At 71.9% G+C, this 17,880-nt stretch carries 17 protein-coding genes and 1 pseudogene; 1 reads left to right on the top strand and 17 read right to left on the bottom strand.

Annotated features, from left to right (window positions below; genetic code table 11):
* Positions 1-14: 14 nt before the first annotated feature.
* The 6 genes from AB0J02_RS38405 to AB0J02_RS38380 form a co-directional block, all read right to left on the bottom strand.
* Positions 15-1,352, bottom strand: coding sequence for a condensation domain-containing protein (locus AB0J02_RS38405; protein WP_363198522.1), 1,338 nt, complete (start codon positions 1,350-1,352; stop codon positions 15-17).
* A 65-nt stretch (positions 1,353-1,417) separates the two neighbouring features.
* The gene (locus AB0J02_RS38400) at positions 1,418-2,749 is read right to left on the bottom strand and encodes an MFS transporter (protein WP_363198521.1); all 1,332 of its coding nucleotides are present in this window, start codon (positions 2,747-2,749) and stop codon (positions 1,418-1,420) included.
* A gap of 63 nt (positions 2,750-2,812) precedes the next feature.
* A complete protein-coding gene (locus tag AB0J02_RS38395; protein WP_363198520.1) occupies positions 2,813-3,667 on the bottom strand; it encodes an HEXXH motif-containing putative peptide modification protein in 855 nt (284 codons plus the stop codon).
* Between the two features lie 39 nt (positions 3,668-3,706).
* Positions 3,707-4,606 carry an HEXXH motif-containing putative peptide modification protein gene (locus tag AB0J02_RS38390; RefSeq protein ID WP_363198519.1) on the bottom strand — a complete coding sequence of 300 codons (900 nt, stop codon included), beginning with the start codon at positions 4,604-4,606 and terminating at the stop codon, positions 3,707-3,709.
* 121 nt (positions 4,607-4,727) lie between these two features.
* The gene (locus AB0J02_RS38385) at positions 4,728-4,877 is read right to left on the bottom strand and encodes a hypothetical protein (RefSeq protein WP_363198518.1); all 150 of its coding nucleotides are present in this window, start codon (positions 4,875-4,877) and stop codon (positions 4,728-4,730) included.
* 239 nt (positions 4,878-5,116) lie between these two features.
* The gene (locus tag AB0J02_RS38380) at positions 5,117-5,719 is read right to left on the bottom strand and encodes a ScbR family autoregulator-binding transcription factor (RefSeq protein ID WP_363198517.1); all 603 of its coding nucleotides are present in this window, start codon (positions 5,717-5,719) and stop codon (positions 5,117-5,119) included.
* Between the two features lie 283 nt (positions 5,720-6,002).
* On the opposite strand from AB0J02_RS38380, the gene AB0J02_RS38375 reads away from it, so the two are divergent.
* Complete coding sequence (locus AB0J02_RS38375; protein WP_363198516.1) at positions 6,003-6,944, top strand: ScbA/BarX family gamma-butyrolactone biosynthesis protein; 942 nt, start codon at positions 6,003-6,005, stop codon at positions 6,942-6,944.
* 121 nt (positions 6,945-7,065) lie between these two features.
* On the opposite strand, the pseudogene AB0J02_RS38370 reads toward AB0J02_RS38375, so the two are convergent.
* The 11 genes and pseudogenes from AB0J02_RS38370 to AB0J02_RS38320 all read right to left on the bottom strand — a co-directional run.
* Positions 7,066-8,004, bottom strand: a pseudogene (locus tag AB0J02_RS38370) (hydroxyacid dehydrogenase); the annotation flags it as partial.
* Positions 8,005-8,011: 7 nt separating this feature from the next.
* Positions 8,012-8,959, bottom strand: coding sequence for a hypothetical protein (locus AB0J02_RS38365; RefSeq protein ID WP_363198515.1), 948 nt, complete (start codon positions 8,957-8,959; stop codon positions 8,012-8,014).
* Positions 8,950-9,591 carry a 4'-phosphopantetheinyl transferase superfamily protein gene (locus tag AB0J02_RS38360; RefSeq protein WP_363198514.1) on the bottom strand — a complete coding sequence of 214 codons (642 nt, stop codon included), beginning with the start codon at positions 9,589-9,591 and terminating at the stop codon, positions 8,950-8,952. Before AB0J02_RS38360 ends, AB0J02_RS38365 begins: the two co-directional genes overlap by 10 nt.
* Positions 9,588-10,721, bottom strand: coding sequence for an acyl-CoA dehydrogenase family protein (locus AB0J02_RS38355; RefSeq protein ID WP_363198546.1), 1,134 nt, complete (start codon positions 10,719-10,721; stop codon positions 9,588-9,590). Before AB0J02_RS38355 ends, AB0J02_RS38360 begins: the two co-directional genes overlap by 4 nt.
* A gap of 1 nt (position 10,722) precedes the next feature.
* On the bottom strand, positions 10,723-11,925 hold the full coding sequence (locus AB0J02_RS38350; protein WP_363198513.1) for an acyl-CoA dehydrogenase family protein: 1,203 nt from the start codon (positions 11,923-11,925) through the stop codon (positions 10,723-10,725).
* A complete protein-coding gene (locus AB0J02_RS38345) occupies positions 11,922-12,194 on the bottom strand; it encodes an acyl carrier protein (protein WP_363198512.1) in 273 nt (90 codons plus the stop codon). Before AB0J02_RS38345 ends, AB0J02_RS38350 begins: the two co-directional genes overlap by 4 nt.
* The gene (locus AB0J02_RS38340; RefSeq protein ID WP_363198511.1) at positions 12,194-13,510 is read right to left on the bottom strand and encodes an alanine racemase; all 1,317 of its coding nucleotides are present in this window, start codon (positions 13,508-13,510) and stop codon (positions 12,194-12,196) included. Before AB0J02_RS38340 ends, AB0J02_RS38345 begins: the two co-directional genes overlap by 1 nt.
* On the bottom strand, positions 13,494-15,014 hold the full coding sequence (locus tag AB0J02_RS38335; RefSeq protein WP_363198510.1) for a class I adenylate-forming enzyme family protein: 1,521 nt from the start codon (positions 15,012-15,014) through the stop codon (positions 13,494-13,496). Before AB0J02_RS38335 ends, AB0J02_RS38340 begins: the two co-directional genes overlap by 17 nt.
* Positions 15,014-16,204: an acyl carrier protein gene (locus tag AB0J02_RS38330; RefSeq protein WP_363198509.1), complete on the bottom strand. Its 1,191-nt coding sequence runs from the start codon at positions 16,202-16,204 to the stop codon at positions 15,014-15,016. The genes AB0J02_RS38335 and AB0J02_RS38330 overlap by 1 nt, the downstream gene beginning before the upstream one ends.
* Positions 16,194-17,564, bottom strand: coding sequence for a TrpB-like pyridoxal phosphate-dependent enzyme (locus AB0J02_RS38325; protein WP_363198508.1), 1,371 nt, complete (start codon positions 17,562-17,564; stop codon positions 16,194-16,196). The genes AB0J02_RS38330 and AB0J02_RS38325 overlap by 11 nt, the downstream gene beginning before the upstream one ends.
* Positions 17,561-17,839: a phosphopantetheine-binding protein gene (locus AB0J02_RS38320; protein WP_363198507.1), complete on the bottom strand. Its 279-nt coding sequence runs from the start codon at positions 17,837-17,839 to the stop codon at positions 17,561-17,563. The genes AB0J02_RS38325 and AB0J02_RS38320 overlap by 4 nt, the downstream gene beginning before the upstream one ends.
* Positions 17,840-17,880 lie beyond the last annotated feature (41 nt).

Genomic DNA, 17,880 nt, shown 5'->3' with positions numbered 1-17,880 from the left:
CGGGGAACGGACTGTCAGCCGCGGACGGAGCCGGCGGCGGCGAGCGGGGCGGCGGGGTCGTCGACCAGCTCCGTGAGCAGTGCGGCCAGGTCCCGGGTCCAGCCGGCGACGGTGTCGGCGCGCAGGAGCTCGCTGCGGTAGATGGCGATGCCGTCGAGGCTGTCGCCGGTGTCGAGCATGTTGAACACCAGGTCGGTGTAGGCGATGTGCAGCGACTCCAGGTGGGTCCGTGCGGTGATGCCGGGCATCTTCAGGGCGTCGTCGAGGCCGTAGTTCTGCATGGCCACGGCGACGGTGGGCGGGTCCTGGCGGCTCCACCCGCGCTCGGCGACCAGGGCGTCGAGGAGGTCGGTCGCCGGGACGTGGTGATGCTCCAGGGCGTCGAAGAAGTGGTCGCCGGTGCGCTCGACGAGGTCGGTGAACGTGTCGTCGGGCCGTATCTCGCACAGCAGGAACAGCGGTCCCGCCATGCAGGTGACCACGCGTTCGTAGGCGGCCGTGCGGTTGAAGAACGGTACGGAGAGCACGATGTCGTGCTGCCCGGTCAGGCGTGACATCAGGGCGCCGACCGCGGAGGCCAGGACCACGAACGGCGTCACGCCGCACTGTCCGGCGAGTCGGCGTACCGCCGTGTGCAGTGCGGGGCCGAGCGAGAAGGCGTGGTCGGCGCCCCGGCCCATGAAGGTCGCCGGGCGGGCGAAGTCGGCCGGCAGGCCGAGGAGTTGGGGCCGGTCGCCCAGCAGGTCGAGCCAGTGGGCGAGGCCCGTGGCGTGGCGCTCGGGGGCGGTGTCGGTGCGCTGGGCGCGGGCGTGGTCGGCGGGCTGGAGCTGCACGGCGGCCGGGGCCGGGGCGGGGCCGCCCGATTCGGCGCCGTACAGGGCGGACAGGTCCTCCAGGAGGATGCGCAGCGACCAGCCGTCCACGATCAGGTGGTGGTAGGCGAGGAGCAGTTCCCACCGGTCGTGGCCGGTGCGGACGAGGGCGGTGCGCAGCAGGTGGCCGCCGGCGATGTCGAAGGGCCGCCCGATGAACGCGTCGACGAGGGCGCGGATGCCCTGGTGCCGGTCGTCGGGGTCGCGGCCGGTGAAGTCGTGCTGCTCGTGGTGGACCGGCCGGGGGGCGTCGACGGCCTGGGTCCACTCCCCGGCGGGGGCGGCCGGGACGAAGCGGGTGCGCAGGGCGTGGTGGCGTACGGCCAGGGCGTCGAGGGACCGGTGCAGGGCCGCGGGGTCCACCTGGCCGGTCAGGGTGATGCGGACGGCGGTGATGTAGGCCGTGGGGTACGGGGACTGGTTCATGCGCCGCAGCATCAGGGCTTGTTCGTGGGAGACAGGCGCGTGGTGTGGGCTCATGGGTCGGGGTCCCCTCGGACAGATCGGGCGGGTCGGATGGATCGGGCGGTCGGGACGAGGCGGGCTCAGCGGGGCTTCGGCGGCGCGGCGGCGGGGGTGCCCGCGGGGTCACCGGCGGCCGGCCCGGCCGGCCGGCTCCGCGGCGCGTCCTTCGGCTGCGCGAAGATCCGGGCCAGCTCGCCTGCTGTGAGGGTGCGCAGGAACGGCGCGACGAGCAGGGCGACAGGCACGGCGAACAGGCCGAGAGCGGCGCGTGGGCCGAGGAGTTCACCGAGCGCGCCGGCCAGGGCGGCGCCGACGGGGATCGCCCCGAAGGTGAGGACACGGGCGGTGGCGCTGTAGCGTCCGCGCATCTCGTCGGGGACCAGGTACTGGCCGATGGTGCGCGCGTTGACGGACCACAGGACGCCCCCGAAGCCACCCGCGAAGGCGGCCGCGGCGATGAGCCAGGGCTCCGCGGTGAGCAGGGGCAGAACGACCATCGCGAAGGTTCCGACCAGGTCGGCGAACATCACCCGGCGGCGCCCGAACAGCCGGTTCAGGGGTGTCACGGCGGCGGCACCGGCGAGACCGCCCACTCCCAGGGCGCTCAGGAGCATGCCGTACTCCTGTGGCGCCAGGCCCAGTTGGTGGGTGGCGATGAGCGGCATGAGGGCCAGCCACGCGCCCCAGCAGGCGCACAGCACGGTCAGGGCGACGGATGTCAGGCGCAGCGCGGGCCGGCGCCACAGGAAGGTGACGCCCTCGACGATCTGGCGGGTCACGCCTGCCGTGGCCGTGCCGGAGCGGGCGGGCCGGCCGGCGCCGCCGACGAGGAGCAACAAGGTGAGGGAGGCGAGAACATAGGCACCCGCACCGGCGCCCAGGGCCGCGCTCGTGCCCGCGGCGACGAGCAGGCCGCCGACGACCGGGCCGCAGAACTCCTGGGCCACGGTCTCGGTTCCGGCGACCCAGGCGTTGGTCCGCTCCCATCCGGACTTCGGGATGACGGCGGGGACGAGAGCGCTGACGGCGGTGGCCGCGACGACGTCGGCGACACCGAGGACGAATCCGATGCCGTACAGGGCGGGCAGGCCGACCGGACCGGCGAGGGCGCAGACGAGCAGGGTGCCGAGGGAGGCGACGCGGGCGGCGTTGGAGAGCCAGAGCAGCGCCCGCCGGTCGTAGCGGTCGACGAGGACGCCGATGTGCAGGGACAGCAGCAGGGTGGGCAGCATCAGCACCGCCGACAGCGTCGCCACGGCAAGGGGTGAGGAGGTGAGTCCCGCCCCGAGCAGCGGAAGGGTGATCTTCAGGGCGCCGTCGGCGAGGTTGGTGACGGCGGTGAAGGCCAGGATGGCCAGGCTGTTGCGGGCCCCTTCACCGCGGCCCGAAGGCGCCCGGGCTGATGTCCTCATGTCGCTTCCTTCACGCGGCCGGGGCGGCCGGCCGGCAGTCGGTGGTGGTGCCGCGCCCGTCTCTCAGAACGTCGTGAGGCGCTGCCCGGCCGCGGCCACGAGCTGGAACATGCGCGGCTTGACGATGCCGTCCCAGTCCGGCAGGGAGACCAGGGTGCGGTGCGAGTCGCGGGCCTTGTCGAGCATGGCCCGCGAAGAGCCGTGGAGCCGGAAGGGGACGGTGTCCCACAGCCCGTGGGCCTTGCGCCACGACAGCACTTCGGTGGCGACGAGGAGGCTGTGCACGACGGCGGGCAGGGTGCGCTCGTCCTTGCGGATGGCGGAGTGCAGCAGCACCTCGTCGGCGCCCACGCGGAAGTGGCCCTTGGCGCGCTCGTCGAGGAACAGGGCGGTGTGCGTGAACTCGTGGAGGAACGCCTCGGCGATGTCGTTCTCGTGCCAGTTCTCGCCCGGGATGATCAGGGTGGCGCCGATGGCCCGCCGGTCCGACATCGATCCGTGCCACGAGGTCTGGACGGTGAATACGGTGTGGGTCAGGAGCGTGATCAGTCCGGCGAGTCCGGGGTCCCGGTCGGCGATGAACTCGCCACCTTTCCGGCACTTGTCCAGTTGCCATGCGGAAGCCGGCGTGAACTGGTCGGGGCCATTCTTGTCCGGGTTCCCGAATATCGCCCCCAGAATCCCGATCTCCAGGCTGCTGTCCGTGAACAGCATCTCGCCCGCGCTCTCGCTATCGCGCTGCTTGAGGCGTCCGTCGAGATAGTCCGCGTAATCACCGGAACCGGCCAGCTCACGCAGGAATTCGAGATACGCGGTCCGCAGTGATCGTGACGACACCGATTCCGGGTCGTCCAGATACGGATGGCTGAGTACGGCGGCGTTCCGGAGGATCTCCGTACTTCCTTCGAGGTGGAACATGGGCGGCCTTCCTTACGCGGCAAAGGTGTCGGAACGGGATCAGGATTCGCTGATCACCGCGAGGCGCTCACGGCAGAGTTCGAGGATTTCGATGGGGCGCGGCCGCAGGAGTTCGTCGAGGGGCAGCGCGAAGACGTCGTCCAGGCTGGTCGTCACGCCGGCCAGCAGCTCGGCGCTCGCGGGGTGCAGGTTGAGGTCGACTCCCTGGGGGCGCACGATGCGCTTCTCGTGGCGGGCGAGCAGCACTTCGGTGCCCACGACGATGCTGTGCAGGACCTTGTCCAGGGGGCGGCGGTCCTGGCGGATGGCCGAGCGGGTGAGGTAGCGGTCCTCGACCAGCAGGCCCATGTTCTTGTAGAAGCCGTGCCGGCGCTCTTCCAGGAACAGGGTGTGGTGCACGAACTCGTGGAGCAGGAACTCCTGGATGTCGACGCTGTTCCAGTGGCCCTTGGGATCCAGCCAGAGCACGCCGAGCACGGTGCTCGCGGTGCCCCCGGCCAGGCCGCCGTCGGGGGCGTAGAGCAGGACGGGCACGAGGAGTTCGTAGAGGCTGCGGAACTCGGGCCACTGCCGCCCGGTCTCGGCGAGTGCGGCCTCGACCGGCGCGTGCTTGGCCCGCAGTTCCTGCGGGGTGTCCTCCTGGGCCCGGGAGAAGATGTCGTAGTCGACGGAGGCCTCACCGGCGACGGAGCCGATGAACGCCTTGACGAGGCCGCTGTGCGCCGGGCCCGAGCCGACGGCGACGGGGAGGTCCGCCGCGCCGGGCAGCACGTCGCGCAGGGCGGGCTGCTTGTCGCTGATCATCAGGTGGTACGTGGCGCGCAGCGCGGCCAGCGCGTCGCTGCCGGCCGGTACGTCCTGACCGGTTTTCCTGGCGTGCGCGCTGGAAACCACATAGAGGGTTTCGACAACGCTCTGAGGGCCTTTCAGGGAAATCATCGAACCCACCCTATTGTTCTCGTGACGGGGTGACGCATGACTGTATTCGCGCGAAATGTGGTACCCGATGAGGCCCGGCCGGTCCGGCATACGGGCCGGCCAGGCCTCATCACCGTCGGCCTTACTTGTCGAGCGCGAACATGTTGACGGGGCCGAAGGTCATCGCGTCCTCGTCGAGGTTCGAGGAGACCTGGGCAGCGGCGGCCACTTCCTCCGCGGAAACCTGACCGACGACGCCGGCAACGATCTCGTCCAGACGAATCGAACCCATGGCGATTCTCCTTTGCGGTTTTTCGAGCGACCGATTCGCTCGACACCGAGGACAGTAGCGACACCAAAGGGAGAGTGATGTGACCCAGATCACAGGCGATTCATGGGAATAGAATTTCCGAATAGGCACCCTCGAAAACAATGCCCATGCGTTAAATTCTGGAGAGCCGGGACTCCGCTTCCGGCGCGGAGGACCATGACGTGGTCGGACTCCGCGCCGGGCCCGGCGGCGACCGCCCGTCAGGCGGTGAGGCGCTTCACGCGCTCGTGGGTGACCTCGGTCCGGGCGATGATCGCGGGGACCGCGACGCCGGGCAGCAGCAGCCGCCACATGCGCAGCGTGCGCTCGGTCAGGTCTTTGCGGCCGCTGACCACGGCGGAGAACATCTGCATGCCCGTGCACGCCTCGGTGACGAACTCGCCGAGTTCGTCCGGCGATACGCCGGCCTGCAGTTCGCCGGTGTCCTTGGCGTCCTGCAGGCAGTCGGTCATCACGCCGGCCCAGGACCGGTAGGGCGTCGCGTCCCGGGTCCCCATCGACGCCTGCTCCCCCGTCAGGCGCACGGCGGCTCTCAGCAGCGGGTCGACCTGGAGCATGTGGGACCACAGCAGGGTGATGTCGACCAGCCGCTGCAGGCCGTGGGACTGCAGCTGAGGGACGATCAGTTCGGGCTGGGCGTTCATGACCGCATGAGCCAGGTCCTCCTTCGAGTCGAAGTGGAAGTACATGGCTCCGGTGGTCAGGCCCGCTCTCTTCAGGATCATGTTGATGCTCGCGCCCGCGTAGCCGTACTCATCGAAAGTCTCGGCCGCCGCGCGGAGGATCGCCTTGCGGGTCTGCACCGCTCGCTCTTGTTTGGGCTCCGCCACGGTCTCTCGCTTTCTACAAAACGTAACGCTCTCTATGTTACGTCGTCGATCAAGACGCAGCAACCCTCGCCCACACACGCCTGCAGCAGGCGGCCAGGCCCGTGGACGCCTGTGCCGCCTCGAACGGAGATCGAGGTTTGCTACATCTTTACTTCCCAAAAAACCGAACACTCTTTATGTTGTTGCTGCGGGGCGACCCAACCGGATCCGCGGGTGCCCTGAGTCCGTTCGTTCCGCACCACTGATGGGGGACAACATGCTCACCACGCTGGCGAACACATCCGAGACAACGATCGGCGGACGGCCCGTGTCCGCGGCCGAGGTGCACAAACTGGACGCGAGCGAGGTGCTGCTCCGCGACTGGCAGCAGGTCGGCGCCGATCGCTTCAGCATCTCCGCGCACTGGCCCGCCCACCACCGGTTCTACGCGGGAGCACACGGCTGCCGCGATGCCCTCATGCTCGTCGAGTGCATACGCCAGTCGATCCCGCTGCTCTGCCACTCCGCCTACGACGCACCGTTCGGTTTCCGGCAGGCGTGGGAGAACCTGCACTTCACCATCGAGCCCTCGATGCTCGCCGGGGCCGACACCCCCGTGACCATGCAGCTGGACGTCACCTGCTCCGACGTCATACGCCGCGGTACGCGGGTCGGGGGAATGACCATGACCGTGCAGGCGTCCTGGCACGGCCTGCCCTCGGCGTACGTCCGGACCAAGTTCAACAACCAGTCGCCGGCGGTCTACCAGCGACTTCGCGGGGAGAACGGTGACATGGCGAGGGCCCACGCCCGTGCGCTGCCGCCGGGCCCGCCGGTCGCCCCGGAGCTCGTCGGCCGGCACAGCGGTTCGGACGTCGTGCTGTCACCGGCGCCGGAACCCGGAGCGGACCACTGGTTCCTGAGAACGGACCTCGGCCACCCCCTGCTCTTCGACCACCCGGTCGACCACGCGCCCGGGATGCTCCTGCTCGAGGCTGCGCGGCAGGCAGCGCTGGCGCGGTCCCCCCGCAGGGCATCCGTGATCGGCATGACGACCCGCTTCATCCGCTACGCCGAATTCGACGTGCCGTGCCGCGTCAGCGCCGTGCCGCTGGCCGCGGGGGCCGACAGCCGCAAGGGGACGCAGGTCGTCCAGGTCACGCTGGACCAGAACGGCCGGCCGGTGTTCACCGCCGACGTGACCACCGCTTCGGTGTAGTACGCCGGGTGCTGGGAGCGGGGGCCGGATCGCTGATCCGGCCCCCCTGTCATACGGCCCCGGCCCCGATCGGCACCTGTGCCTGTGCGCCGGAGCCCTCGGTCCCGTGCCACCAGACCTCGTTGACCGCGTCCGGCACGCGCTCCCCGCCGAGGGCGAGTCGCACCGATTCGGCCACCGAGACACCTGCCCGGTCCTGCGCCTCCCGCGTGGAGGCGCCCAGATGCGGGGTGCAGACCACCTGGTCGAGCCCCAGGAGCGGCGAATCCGTGCAGGGCTCCTGCGCGTAGACGTCCAGGCCCGCGGCGGCCACCCGTCCGTCCACCAGGGCGGCGTACAGGGCCTCCTCGTCGACGATGCCGCCGCGGGCTGCGTTGACGAGACGCACGCCCCGCTTGACCTCGCGCAGCTCCCGCGGGCCGATCAGCCCGAGCGTCTCGGGCGTTCTGGGCAGATGCACGGTGAGGAAGTCGCTCGCGGCGAGGAACTCGTCCAGCGGCAGGATCCGCACACCCAGGCGGTCGGCGCGGGCGGGGTCGATATAGGGGTCGTGGGCGACGATCTTCATGCCGAACGCGGTCATCCGCTCGGCGACCAGCGCACCGATGCGGCCGAGGCCGAGCACGCCCAGCGTCTTGTGCGCGAGCTCGACGCCGCCGTACCGGGAGCGGTTCCACTCACCGTTCTTCAACGCCTGTCCGGCCTGCGGGATGTTGCGTGCCGTGGCGATCAACAGGCCGCAGGCGAGCTCCGCGGCACTCACCACGTTGGCGAACGCGGCGTTGACGACCAGCACACCGGCCTCGGTGGCGGCGGCCACGTCGACGTTGTCCAACCCCACGCCCGCGCGCGCGACCACCTTCAACCGGCCTGCCGCGGCGAGCACTTCGGCATCCAGCCGGGTCGCCGAACGGATGAGGACCGCGTCGACGTCGGCGACGGCCGCCAGCAGTTCACGGCGGTCGGCGCCGTCGCAGTACCGGACCTCGGTGTCCGGCCCCAGGGCGTCGACGGCGGCCGGTGACAGTTCTTCGGCGATGAGGACGATCGGCCTGTTCATGGCAAGCTCATTCCGTATCGGGTGCGGGCAGTTCCCGCAGTGCGGTGAGGAGTTGGTCGACGGACCGGTCGATCGCGCCCGGGCGGGGGCGGCCGCGCGCGGTGGACTGGGCGGCGAACCGCAGCGCTCGGGGCAGTTCGTCCCAGGCAGCCGTCGCGGCCGCGGCCCGTTCGGGATGGGTGTTCCCGTCCGTCACGTCGAAGGCCAGCTTGAAGGTGTGGTGGCGGGCGGCGGCCCACAGGTCGTCCACGTAGCGGGCGACCGTGGCCGGGTCGGCGCGCAGCACCTCGGAGATCCGCAGCAGAGACGGCTCGAGGTCGAGGAGCCAGCTTCCGGGGCCGGGGGCGGCGCCCGGGTCCTCGGGGGCGGGCTCCCAGTCCAGCCAGCGGTAGTGGTCGGCCGGCACGGTGGTGGTCTGCTGCCCGAGGGCGAGGGCGTCGCGGCGGGCGACTTCTTGCGGAGGCCGGGTCCAGGGAGCCAGTGCGACAGCGAGCTCGGCGTCGGTGATCCAGCCCAGGTAGGGCTCCTGGTCGCCGAACGGGGTCAGGGCCGAGAAGTGGTCGGCCACCAGCCACTGGTCCTCACGCCGCTCCTTGATGATCACCCAGTGCGGGGCGTCCGCCCGTCCCCGCGCCGGCGCCCAGGGCAGATGGCGGGTGTTGCCCACGGCGAGGGCGCGCTGGTCGCGCCGCAGCGTGCGGTGCAGGGCCTCGCGCGTGGTCGGCCAGTCGCGTGCGCCGGCGTAGCCGAGCTGTCGGCCGTCGTCGGTCCGGTCGATGCGGGGATGGTGGGAGAAGGCCAGCTCGCCCGTGGGCAGGTCGGTGCGCACGGCGAGCCGGACGGCGGTGGCCAGCCGGCGGTGGACATCGGGGACGTCCGGTGCGAGGAAGGCGAGCAGGTTCGTGGTGTAGCAGCTGAGGTCCGGCATGGTGGCCGGGGCGCCGGTCAGGAACACGTGGCCTCCAGGCCGTTGTCGGGAGCTGAGAAGGCACAGCTCAGGGGTGTGTGGGAGCGATCGCGCAGGCTGATCCAGCGGAACTGTTCCCACTGGCCCTCGTGGCGTCCGGGGGTGATGTCGATCGACCACGGGCTGCCGGGCAGACCGGTTCCCGCCGCTTTGACGCAGGCTTCCTGGGCCGTCCACACCCAGGCGAGCTCGACGGCCCGCCGCCGCTCGGACAGCGGGCGGATCTTCGGTGTGTGCGGTCCGAGGCAGCGTCGCAGCAGGCCGTCCGGCACGGTGTTCAAAGGGAGTTGGACATCGACGCCCACCCGTCGGCGACGGCCGACCGCGACGGCGATCGCGCTGCCGTCGTGCGAGATGCTGATGCCGGTGCCGGGGTCGCCGTCGAGCACCGGCCGGCCGTGCGCGTCGGCCCGTATCGGCGTCCGGGCCCGCTCGGGCACGGTGAGGCGCAGCAGGTGGCGCAGCAGCGACCGGCTGGCGACGAACTCGGCTTCGCGCCGCCGGGACAGGGGCGCCGCGGCGGCCCGGTCGTCGGGGTGCGCCTTTTCCCGGGCCCACTGCTCCAGTTCGCCGCTCGCCACCCACACGTCGGGGGCCGCCTGCGTGATGAGAGTCGTCATGCGCGCAGCTCCGCGAGGATGGACTGCGCGTGGTCGGCGACCGTGTCCAGGACCAGTTCGGTCACCCCGCCGCCGATGCCGAACACCGCGGCCTCGCTGCGGACACGCTGGGCTCCGTCGCGCGACAGGCCGTCGGCGCCCTGCAGTTGGGCGCAGACGGCCAGTACGGGGTCGACGACCAGGCCGACGGCGGACTTGAGCAGCGCCGCCGCGGCGAGGTCCTGGTGCCGGGCGATCCGGTCACCGAGGCCGTCGCACAACGCGTGCAACTGTCTGACCTGGACGAGGCAGGCGGCGTAGCGCTGGCGCACGGAACTGTTGTGCCACAACGGCAGGCCGTCCACGTGCCGCCGGGTCAGCCGCTCTTGTGTGTCGGTGAGCACCCGGCTCGTCAGCGCGACCGCCCACAGGGCGCCCGCCAGCCGTTCGGTGCCCATGTGCTGGGCGAAGGCGACCATGCCGCGGCCCGGGCGGCCGACCACGTGGTCCGGCGTGAGCCGGACGTCCGTGAACTCGACGTGCCCGGTCGCGGCGCCGGTCAGCAGGTCGGTGTCGGCCGGGGTGACCCGGACACCGGGTGCGTCGGCCGGGACCAGGACCCAGGTGAAGCTGGTGAAGTGGCGGCCGGGGCGGTGCCTGGCGAGGACGAGGAACCACGGGGCCGTGCACGCGGTGGTGATCCAGCGTTTGCCGCCGCGCAGCACGATCTCGTCCGGCCCGATCACCACCTCCGTCTGCAGGCCCGCGAGGTCGGAGCCCGCCGCCGCGCTGTCGGTGGCGGCGAGCGCGAGCGTCTGCGTACCGGAGCGGACGCGCCCCAGTGCCTCCCGCACGGGTCCGTCGGCCGGGGCACCGGCGGCCAGCACCGGGAGGGCGCTCGCCGCCTGGACCAGCACGCTCAGCGTCACCCCGTTGTCGCCGCGGGCGTCGACGGCGGTGAGCAGTTCGGCGAGCCGCCGCGGGTCGACGGATCCTTTCCGGTCGTAGAGCCCTTCGATCAGCCCGGCCGCACCGCAGGCCTCCCAGACGAGCGCGGCCGGAGCCCGCTCGGGCAGGGTGGCGAGGACGGCGGCCGGTCCGAGCGGTGAGGGCCGCGAGGGGAAGTGCCGGACGTTCGTCGGTGCCTGCACGTCAGTCAAGTCGCACCTCGGAGTCCAGCAGGGCGAGCTTGCCGTCCACGAGGTGGAGGCGGTCGTTGCTGTAGTTCAGGGCGGCCGAGCGCAGATCCCGCAGACTCTGCTCCAGCCGTGTGGGCGAGTCCTTGAGGTAGCCGTGCCGCATGCCCACGGCGTCCACCAGCTCGTCGACGGCGCGGTAGCACTCCTCGGCGGCGGTGATCTTCAGCCCGTTCAGCAGCAGTTGGACGCGCGGGGCGCCCACGTCGGGGGCCTCGGCGACGGTCCTGCGCGTGTGGTCGAGCAGGGCGTGCACGGTGTCGATGCGCTGCCTGGCCCGGGACAGCCGGGTGAGCAGCAGTTCCGAGTCGAGGTCGGCCCGTCCCCTGGTGCGCGCGGAGCGCAGCAGTTTGACGACACGGGAGAGCGCGCCCGCCGCGGTGCCGAGCCAGCAGGCCGACCAGCCCAGGTGGGCCAGGGGACCGAACACGGTGGTCACGATGGTGCGGAAGTCACCGTGTTCGCCCACCACATGGTGCGCCGGCACGGTTCCGGCCAGTCGCAGGGCGACGCTGTGGCTCGAGCGCATGCCCAACGGCTGCCAGTGCCCGGACCGTTCGATCTCGAGCTGGTCGCGGTGGGCGTAGACGAGCGAGACCTGGTGCGGGGAGGCGGAGTCGGGGCTCTGCATGGTGACGAGGAAGCCGTCGGCGTGCTCGCCGCCGGTGACGATCGGCGCGAAGCGGTCGAGGACCAGGCCACCGTGGTGTGCCGTGAGGGCCGTCTGTGAGGTGAGCAGGTGGCCGCCCTTGCCGGACTCGGTGGTGACGGAGGCCAGGTACTGGCGGCCCGCGGCGACCTCGGGCAGCAGCTCGTCGCGCAGCCGCCGATTGCCGAACTCCACGAGGGCAGCGACCTGTTGGCAGTGCATGACGAAGATCATCGCCACGGACATGTCGACGCGGCCGAGGGCGATGCCGGCCCGCACCACATCGGCGGGGGTGCCGCCGAGCCCGCCGTGTTCCTCGGGCACGAGCAGGCCGAGCAGCCCGCCGGTGCGCATCTGTGCCAGCGCCTCCACGGGGAAGGTGGCGTCCCGCTCGTGCCGGGCGAGGTGTTCGCCGGCGACGGCGGCGACCTCCTCGACCCGGCGGCTCAGGCTCACGGCGTCCGGTGCGACAGCCGTGGGCGGCGGCGGGAGAACGGCGGGCGCGCTCATGCCGCCGCCCGGGAGGTGTCCGCGAGGCCGTGCTCGGCCTCGACCGCCGCGGACACCGCCTCCCACAGGCTGCCCGCGGTGGCGAAGGTGGCGTCGTTCATGGCGTCGTCCGGAAGGGTCACCTCGAACGCGTCCTCCAGGGCGAACAGCAGCTCGATGGCCTGCATGGAGTCGAGGCCGTACGACCGCAGGGACGCCTCGGGCGCGATCTCCTGGCCGTCGAGGAACTTCAGGAACGGCACGAGCGCGTCGGTGAATCGGGGGTCCATCACTTCACTCCCAGGGTGGTGCCGGCCTCGGCCGGGACGGTGGTGCGGGTCAGGTGGATGCGGGTGGTCTCGGGGACGCTGCCGGGGTCGTCGCCGTCGATGACGGCCTCCAGCGGCAGCGGGTGGCCGAGGAAGGCGATGAGGCTCGCGCTCAGGCCGTAGGCGCCGACGTTGGGGACGACCAGCACGTCGCCGGGGCGCAGCGCGGGCAGCTTCGCCGCCCGTGACCATGTGTCGAGCGGAGTGCACAACGGACCGGTGACCAGGGCGTCGAGGACGTCCGGCCGCGGGGCGGCGGATCCGGTGGCGTCCGGCACGAGCTGCGGGTTGAGCGGCGGCAGGCGGCGCATCCCGGACATGCCGCCGAGGTGGTTGATACCGGACTCCAGGACGACGACGTCCTTGCCGTGCGAGCGCTTCACGTCGAGCACCGATGTCAGCAGGACCCCCGCGGTGCCCACCAGGTACCGGCCCGACTCGAACACGATGCGGGTGCCGTCGTCGTGCCGGTCCGGCAGTTCCTCGTCGAGCAGTGCGGTGAGGCCGGGGCGCAGCGCGCTGAGGTCGATCCGCTCGCCGGCGCTCGCGAAGGGCGCGCCGAAACCGCCGCCGAGGTCCAGGACGCGCAGGCGCACACCGTGTTCGGCGAGCACCGTGCGGAGGGTTTTCGCGGTGCGCAGCGAGCGGTCGAACTGCCCGAGGAGCGCTTCGGGTTCTGCCAGGTTGGTGCCCATGTACAGGTGCAGGCCGACGAGTTCGGCGTGCGGCCGTCCGGCGAACCGGGCCGGCTCCTGGAGCACCCACTGGGTGTCGGCCCCGAACTGGGACGCCACCCCGGTCATCGCCAGTCCCTGTCCCCGCACGGGCTGGTCGTCGTTGATCCGCAGCAGGCACTGGGCTCTCACGTCGAGCCGTCGGGCGATCCGGTCCAGCTGCTCGATGGCGTGGGGGGAATCCACCGAGAAGTGGCGCACCCCGGCGCGCAGCGCCTGCTCGATCTCCTGGTCCCGTTTGCCGGGGCCGCTGTACAGCACCTCGGCTGCGGGCCATCCCGCGCCCAGTGCCGCCTCCAGTTCTCCGCTGGAGCACACCTCGGGGCTTGCTCCCTGTTCCCGCAGCACACGCAGCAGGGACGGATGGGCGTTGGCCTTGAGCGAGTAGTACACGCCGCTGTCGGCGGGCAGGGCCGCACGCAGCGCCCGGTGGTTGCGCCGCACTTCGGCGAGGTCGTAGACGTAGGCGGGGGTGGGGATCTGCGACAGGACGCCGGGCGGTGGCTGCGCGGCCGGGGTGACGGCTTCAGCGGGTGCGGACACGGACGGCCTCCTCGGTCAGGGCGGCGAGCGCCTTGCGGTCGACCTTGCCGTTCCCGGTCAGGGGGAGCGCGTCGAGCACGAGGCAGTGCCGGGGGATCTTGAACTCCTCGATCTCCTCCCGCATGCCGCGCAGCACCTCGCTCGCGGACAGCCCGCCCACGGCGAACAGCAGCGCGGGGGCGGGGCGTTGCGGGGGCAGCACCGCGGCGGCGGTGACGCCGGGCACCCGGCGGGCGGCCGCTTCGACCTCGGTGGCGCTGACGCGGAAGCCGTTCTCCTTGTAGATGTCGTCGCGGCGGCCGTCGAAGTAGAGGAAGCCGTCCTCGTCGACCCAGCCGTAGTCACCGGTGTCGAGTTGCGGGAAGAGTCCCTCGACGCGCCGGAAGCGCTGGGCGGTGAGTTCGGGGCGCCGCCAGTAGCCGGCCATCACGTTCGGTCCCCGCACCACGATCTCGCCGATCTCACCGGGGGCGAGGCGGCGGCCTTCCTCGTCCACGACGAAGACCTCGGTTCCCGGCAGGGCCCGGCCGCTGGATCCGGGCCGCTCCAGGTCGCCGTCGGGCGGCATGATCGTGGCCCGCTTGCACTCGGTCAGCCCGAACATCAACTGGACGTGCAGGCCGGGCAGGGCCGAACGCAGGGTGCGCAGCGTCTCGGCGGGCATCGCCGCCCCGGTGTTGGTCAGCAGCCGCAGGGGCGGCGGCGGGCCGGGCCGGCGGGCGCGGCCCAGCAGCCGGGCCAGGGCCTCGGCCACGGACGGAACCGCGGCGAGCACGGTCGCGCCGGCGCGCACCAGATTGTTCAGCAGCGCGGGCCCGACCTCGGCGGGACGGCCCAGTACGACGTGGGCGCCGGACAGCGTCGATACGAACAGCTGGTAGAGGCCGTAGTCGAAGGAGAGGGGCAGCGGGCTGTACACGACATCGCTCGGGCGGTAGCCGAGGACGCTCTGAATGGCGTGGACGGAGAACGTCAGTTGCTGATGGGTGGTGACGACGGCCTTGGGCAGGGAGGTCGTACCGGATGTGTAGATGAGGCACACGGGGTCGACGGCGAGCGTGCCCGGCGGCGCCACCTCGGGGGCGGGCCCGTCGGCGAAGGCCACGGCGGCCAGCGCCTCGGTGGTCTGCGCCCGTACGTCCCGGCGGCGCGCGGCTTCGCGCGCGTCGGTGTCGTCGGTGACGAGCAGCGCCGGTTCGCAGTCGTCGAGTACGTGGTCGAGCTGGACGCCGCGCACCTGTTCGTGCAGCAGGGAGAAGGTGATGCCCGCGCGTGCGGCGGCGTAGACCAGGGCGGGCTGGACGACGGAGCCGGGCGCGCACACGACGAGCCGGTCGCCGCGGCGCAGGCCCTGGGCCTGCAGCCATCCGGCGAGCCGGTGCGAGGCCGCGTCGAGCTCCCGGTAGGTCAGGGTGTGGTCACCGCTGCTCACGGCGGGGGCGTCCGGGGTGGCGGCGGCCGCCTCGTCGAGGAGATGGTGCAGCAGTTCGGCGTGGGCGGACATCAGTTCCCTCCTGTGCGGGCGGCGATGCGGGCGGGCTCGGGTGCGGTGTGCAGGGCGCTCAGGACGATGCGGCCGATGCCGTCGAGGTGGTGGAGGTTCTCCGGGACGAGGTCGTCGGCGGCGCATTCCACGGACAGGTCGTGTTCGAGGCGCTCGATGATCTCCACCACGCGGAACGAGGTGAAGCCCGGCAGGTCCGCCAGCGAGTCCGCGTCCAGCACTCCGGCGACGTCCACGGTGAGCACCGCGGCGACGGTGTCGGCGACACGATCGCGCAGCGGGGCGGGCACCGTCACCGCGGCGGTCTCGGCGCGCGCCACGGCGTGCGCGGTGCCGGCCCCGAACACCTCGCGGTCGCGGCGGAGCTGTGCGGCCAGCCGGTCCGGTGTCCCGGCCGGTGCGGAGCGGCCGCGGGCCACCCTGCGGTAGCCGACGTAGACGCTCTCGGCGAGCGCCTCCCACGCGGCCACGTGAGCGTCCCGCACCGGGTCGGCGGCGAGACCGGCCGGGCCGTCGAGGAAGGAGGCGTGCAGTCTGCGGGACCGGGCCAGCAGCCAGGTCTCCAGGGTGAGCCGGTCGAAGGCCGCGACACGGTCGGGGTGGCCGGTGTACGCGGACACGTAGGCGTCGATGGTCGCGTCGTCCGCCAGATCGATCACCGTGGCGGGGGTGGCGGGTGCGGGACGCGCGGGTGCGAAGGTGACGGTCGTCGCGGACCCGGGTACGGCTGCGGCGAGTTCGGCGCGGTCCAGTCTGCGCGTGAGGGGCCTGGCGCTGCCCCACGGCGTCTCGTTGTGGTAGCCGTCCACGACCACGGCGCCGTGTGCGTCCGCTTCCAGCAGGAAGCTGTGCTCCATGTGGCGCTGACCGGCGTAGGGGACCCACGGCAGGTGGTAGGCGTCGGAGACGATGTAGCGGCCCTGGGCGGGCTCCGGCGGCTCGCCCGCCCGGGTCCGTGCCTGCTCGGTGATGTCGAGGCCCAACAGGGGTGCTGCTTCGGCGAGTTGGTCGGCCAGGGAGCGTTCCACCGTGGGCAGACCGGCCGGGCCCGGGGTGGGCCAAAAGCGCAGGACGGACCCGAGGTTGAGATGGGTGTGTACGCCGTGCCAGCGGTCCGCGAGGATCGCGAGGTTGACCTGGACGCAGTCGAAGAGGCGGCAGTCGGTGGTGATCGGGCGGTCAGTGCTCACGGCCCGCTCCGACCCCGGCGAGTGTGTTCGCCGGACGCAGGTCGCTCATGGCGCGGCGCAGTTCCCGGGGGTCGGGGGCCACATCGCTCAACTCGCCGTCCAGCAGCTGCTGGTAGGCCCCCAGATCCAGGTAGCCGTGGCCGCTGACGCACACGAGGACGCCCTTGTCGGAGCGGAGCGGGCCGTTGTTGCCCTGCGCCCCGGCGGCGGCCAGGCGGGCGGCGGCGGCCAGTGCGTGTCCCGACTCCGGTGCGGGCAGCACCATCTCGCTGCGGGTGAACAGGCGGCCCGCGTCGAGCGCGTCGACCTGGCCGACGGCCGTCGCGGATATCTGATCGCGGTGGCGCATCGCCGACAGCACTTTCGCGGCGCCGTGGAAACGCAGGCCGGCGGAGTGCGAATCGGGGATCGGATAGGAGCTTCCGATGGTGTACATGGCCTCCATCGGCCCCGTGCCGGTGGCGTCCGTCCGGTCGTAGGCGTACGTGCCCCGGGTCAGTTTGGGCGTGGTGCTGGACTCGGCCGCCAGCAGGAGCGGCGGCCGGGTCCCCGCCGCGGACGCGGCGGCGAAGAACGGCAGCGCGATCCCACCGAAGTTCGAGCCGGCCCCCACACAGCCGACGACCGCGTCGAACTCCGCGTCCAGATCGGCCAGTTGGTCGGCGGCCTCCAGGCCGATCACCGACTGGTGCAGGATGCTGTACGTCTCTCCGCTGCCGATGCAGAACGCGGCCCCCTCGGTGCGGGCGGCGTACTCCACCGCCTCTCCGATGGCCAGGGACAGGCTGTTGACGCCGGCCTCGCTCTGCGCCGCCACCTCGGTGAGCGGGCTGGGGCTGGCGTGCACGGTGGCGCCGAGCGTGCGCATGAGCGTGCCCCGGTAGGGCTTGCGCCGCAGGCTGTTGCCCACCATGAAGACGGTGCACTTCATGCCGAACATGGCGCAGGCCGCGGCGAGCGCGGTGCCCCACTGGCCCGCCCCGGTACCGCTGACGAGTTCCCGGACACCCGCCTTGGCGTAGTAATACGCCTGCGCGAGCGCGGTGTTGAGCTTGTGGCTGCCGGATATGTTGCCGCCTTCGTACTTGACGTAGATCGGCACGCGCGCCCCGACGGCACGCTCGAAGCCCTTGGCCCGCCACAGGGGGGTCGGGCGGAAGGCCTTGTACGCCTCGACGACCTCGGCGGGGATGTCCCAGTGCTCCTTCTGCAGGACGCTCTGGCGCACCAGTTCCATGGGCAGGTTGACCTGGACGCCGCCGTCGCGGCCCGCGGTCTGCGGGGTGCGGTCCGGCGGCAGCTTCTCGTCGAGGTGCGGCAGGACACTGCGCCACGTGGTGGGAAGCCGCGTGGCGCTCATCGGGCCGCCTCCGCGCCGAGCAGCACGACCTCGATCAGGTCGTGGACGGTGCGGAAGCTGCGCCCGACGAACAGGTCGTCGGGCAGGACGATGTCCAGCTCGTCCTCCAGCTGCACCAGCATGCCGACGAAACCCAGCGAGTTGACGTGCAGGATCTCCCCGTTGAGCGGTTCGTGGTCGGCTATGTCGGCGGGCTGCAGGGGCAGGCGGGACTCGGCGAGCACCACGCGCTTGACGGATTCGGCGACCGCCGTCCGGTCCAGTCCTGTGATCATTGAATGCTCCGTGGAGGGGGTGGTGGATCTGTCAGGGACGA

Origin of the sequence: Streptomyces sp. NPDC050264 (assembly GCF_040655895.1) — a bacterium.
Lineage (GTDB): Bacteria > Actinomycetota > Actinomycetes > Streptomycetales > Streptomycetaceae > Streptomyces.
This window is presented reverse-complemented; position numbering and strand designations above follow the sequence as displayed.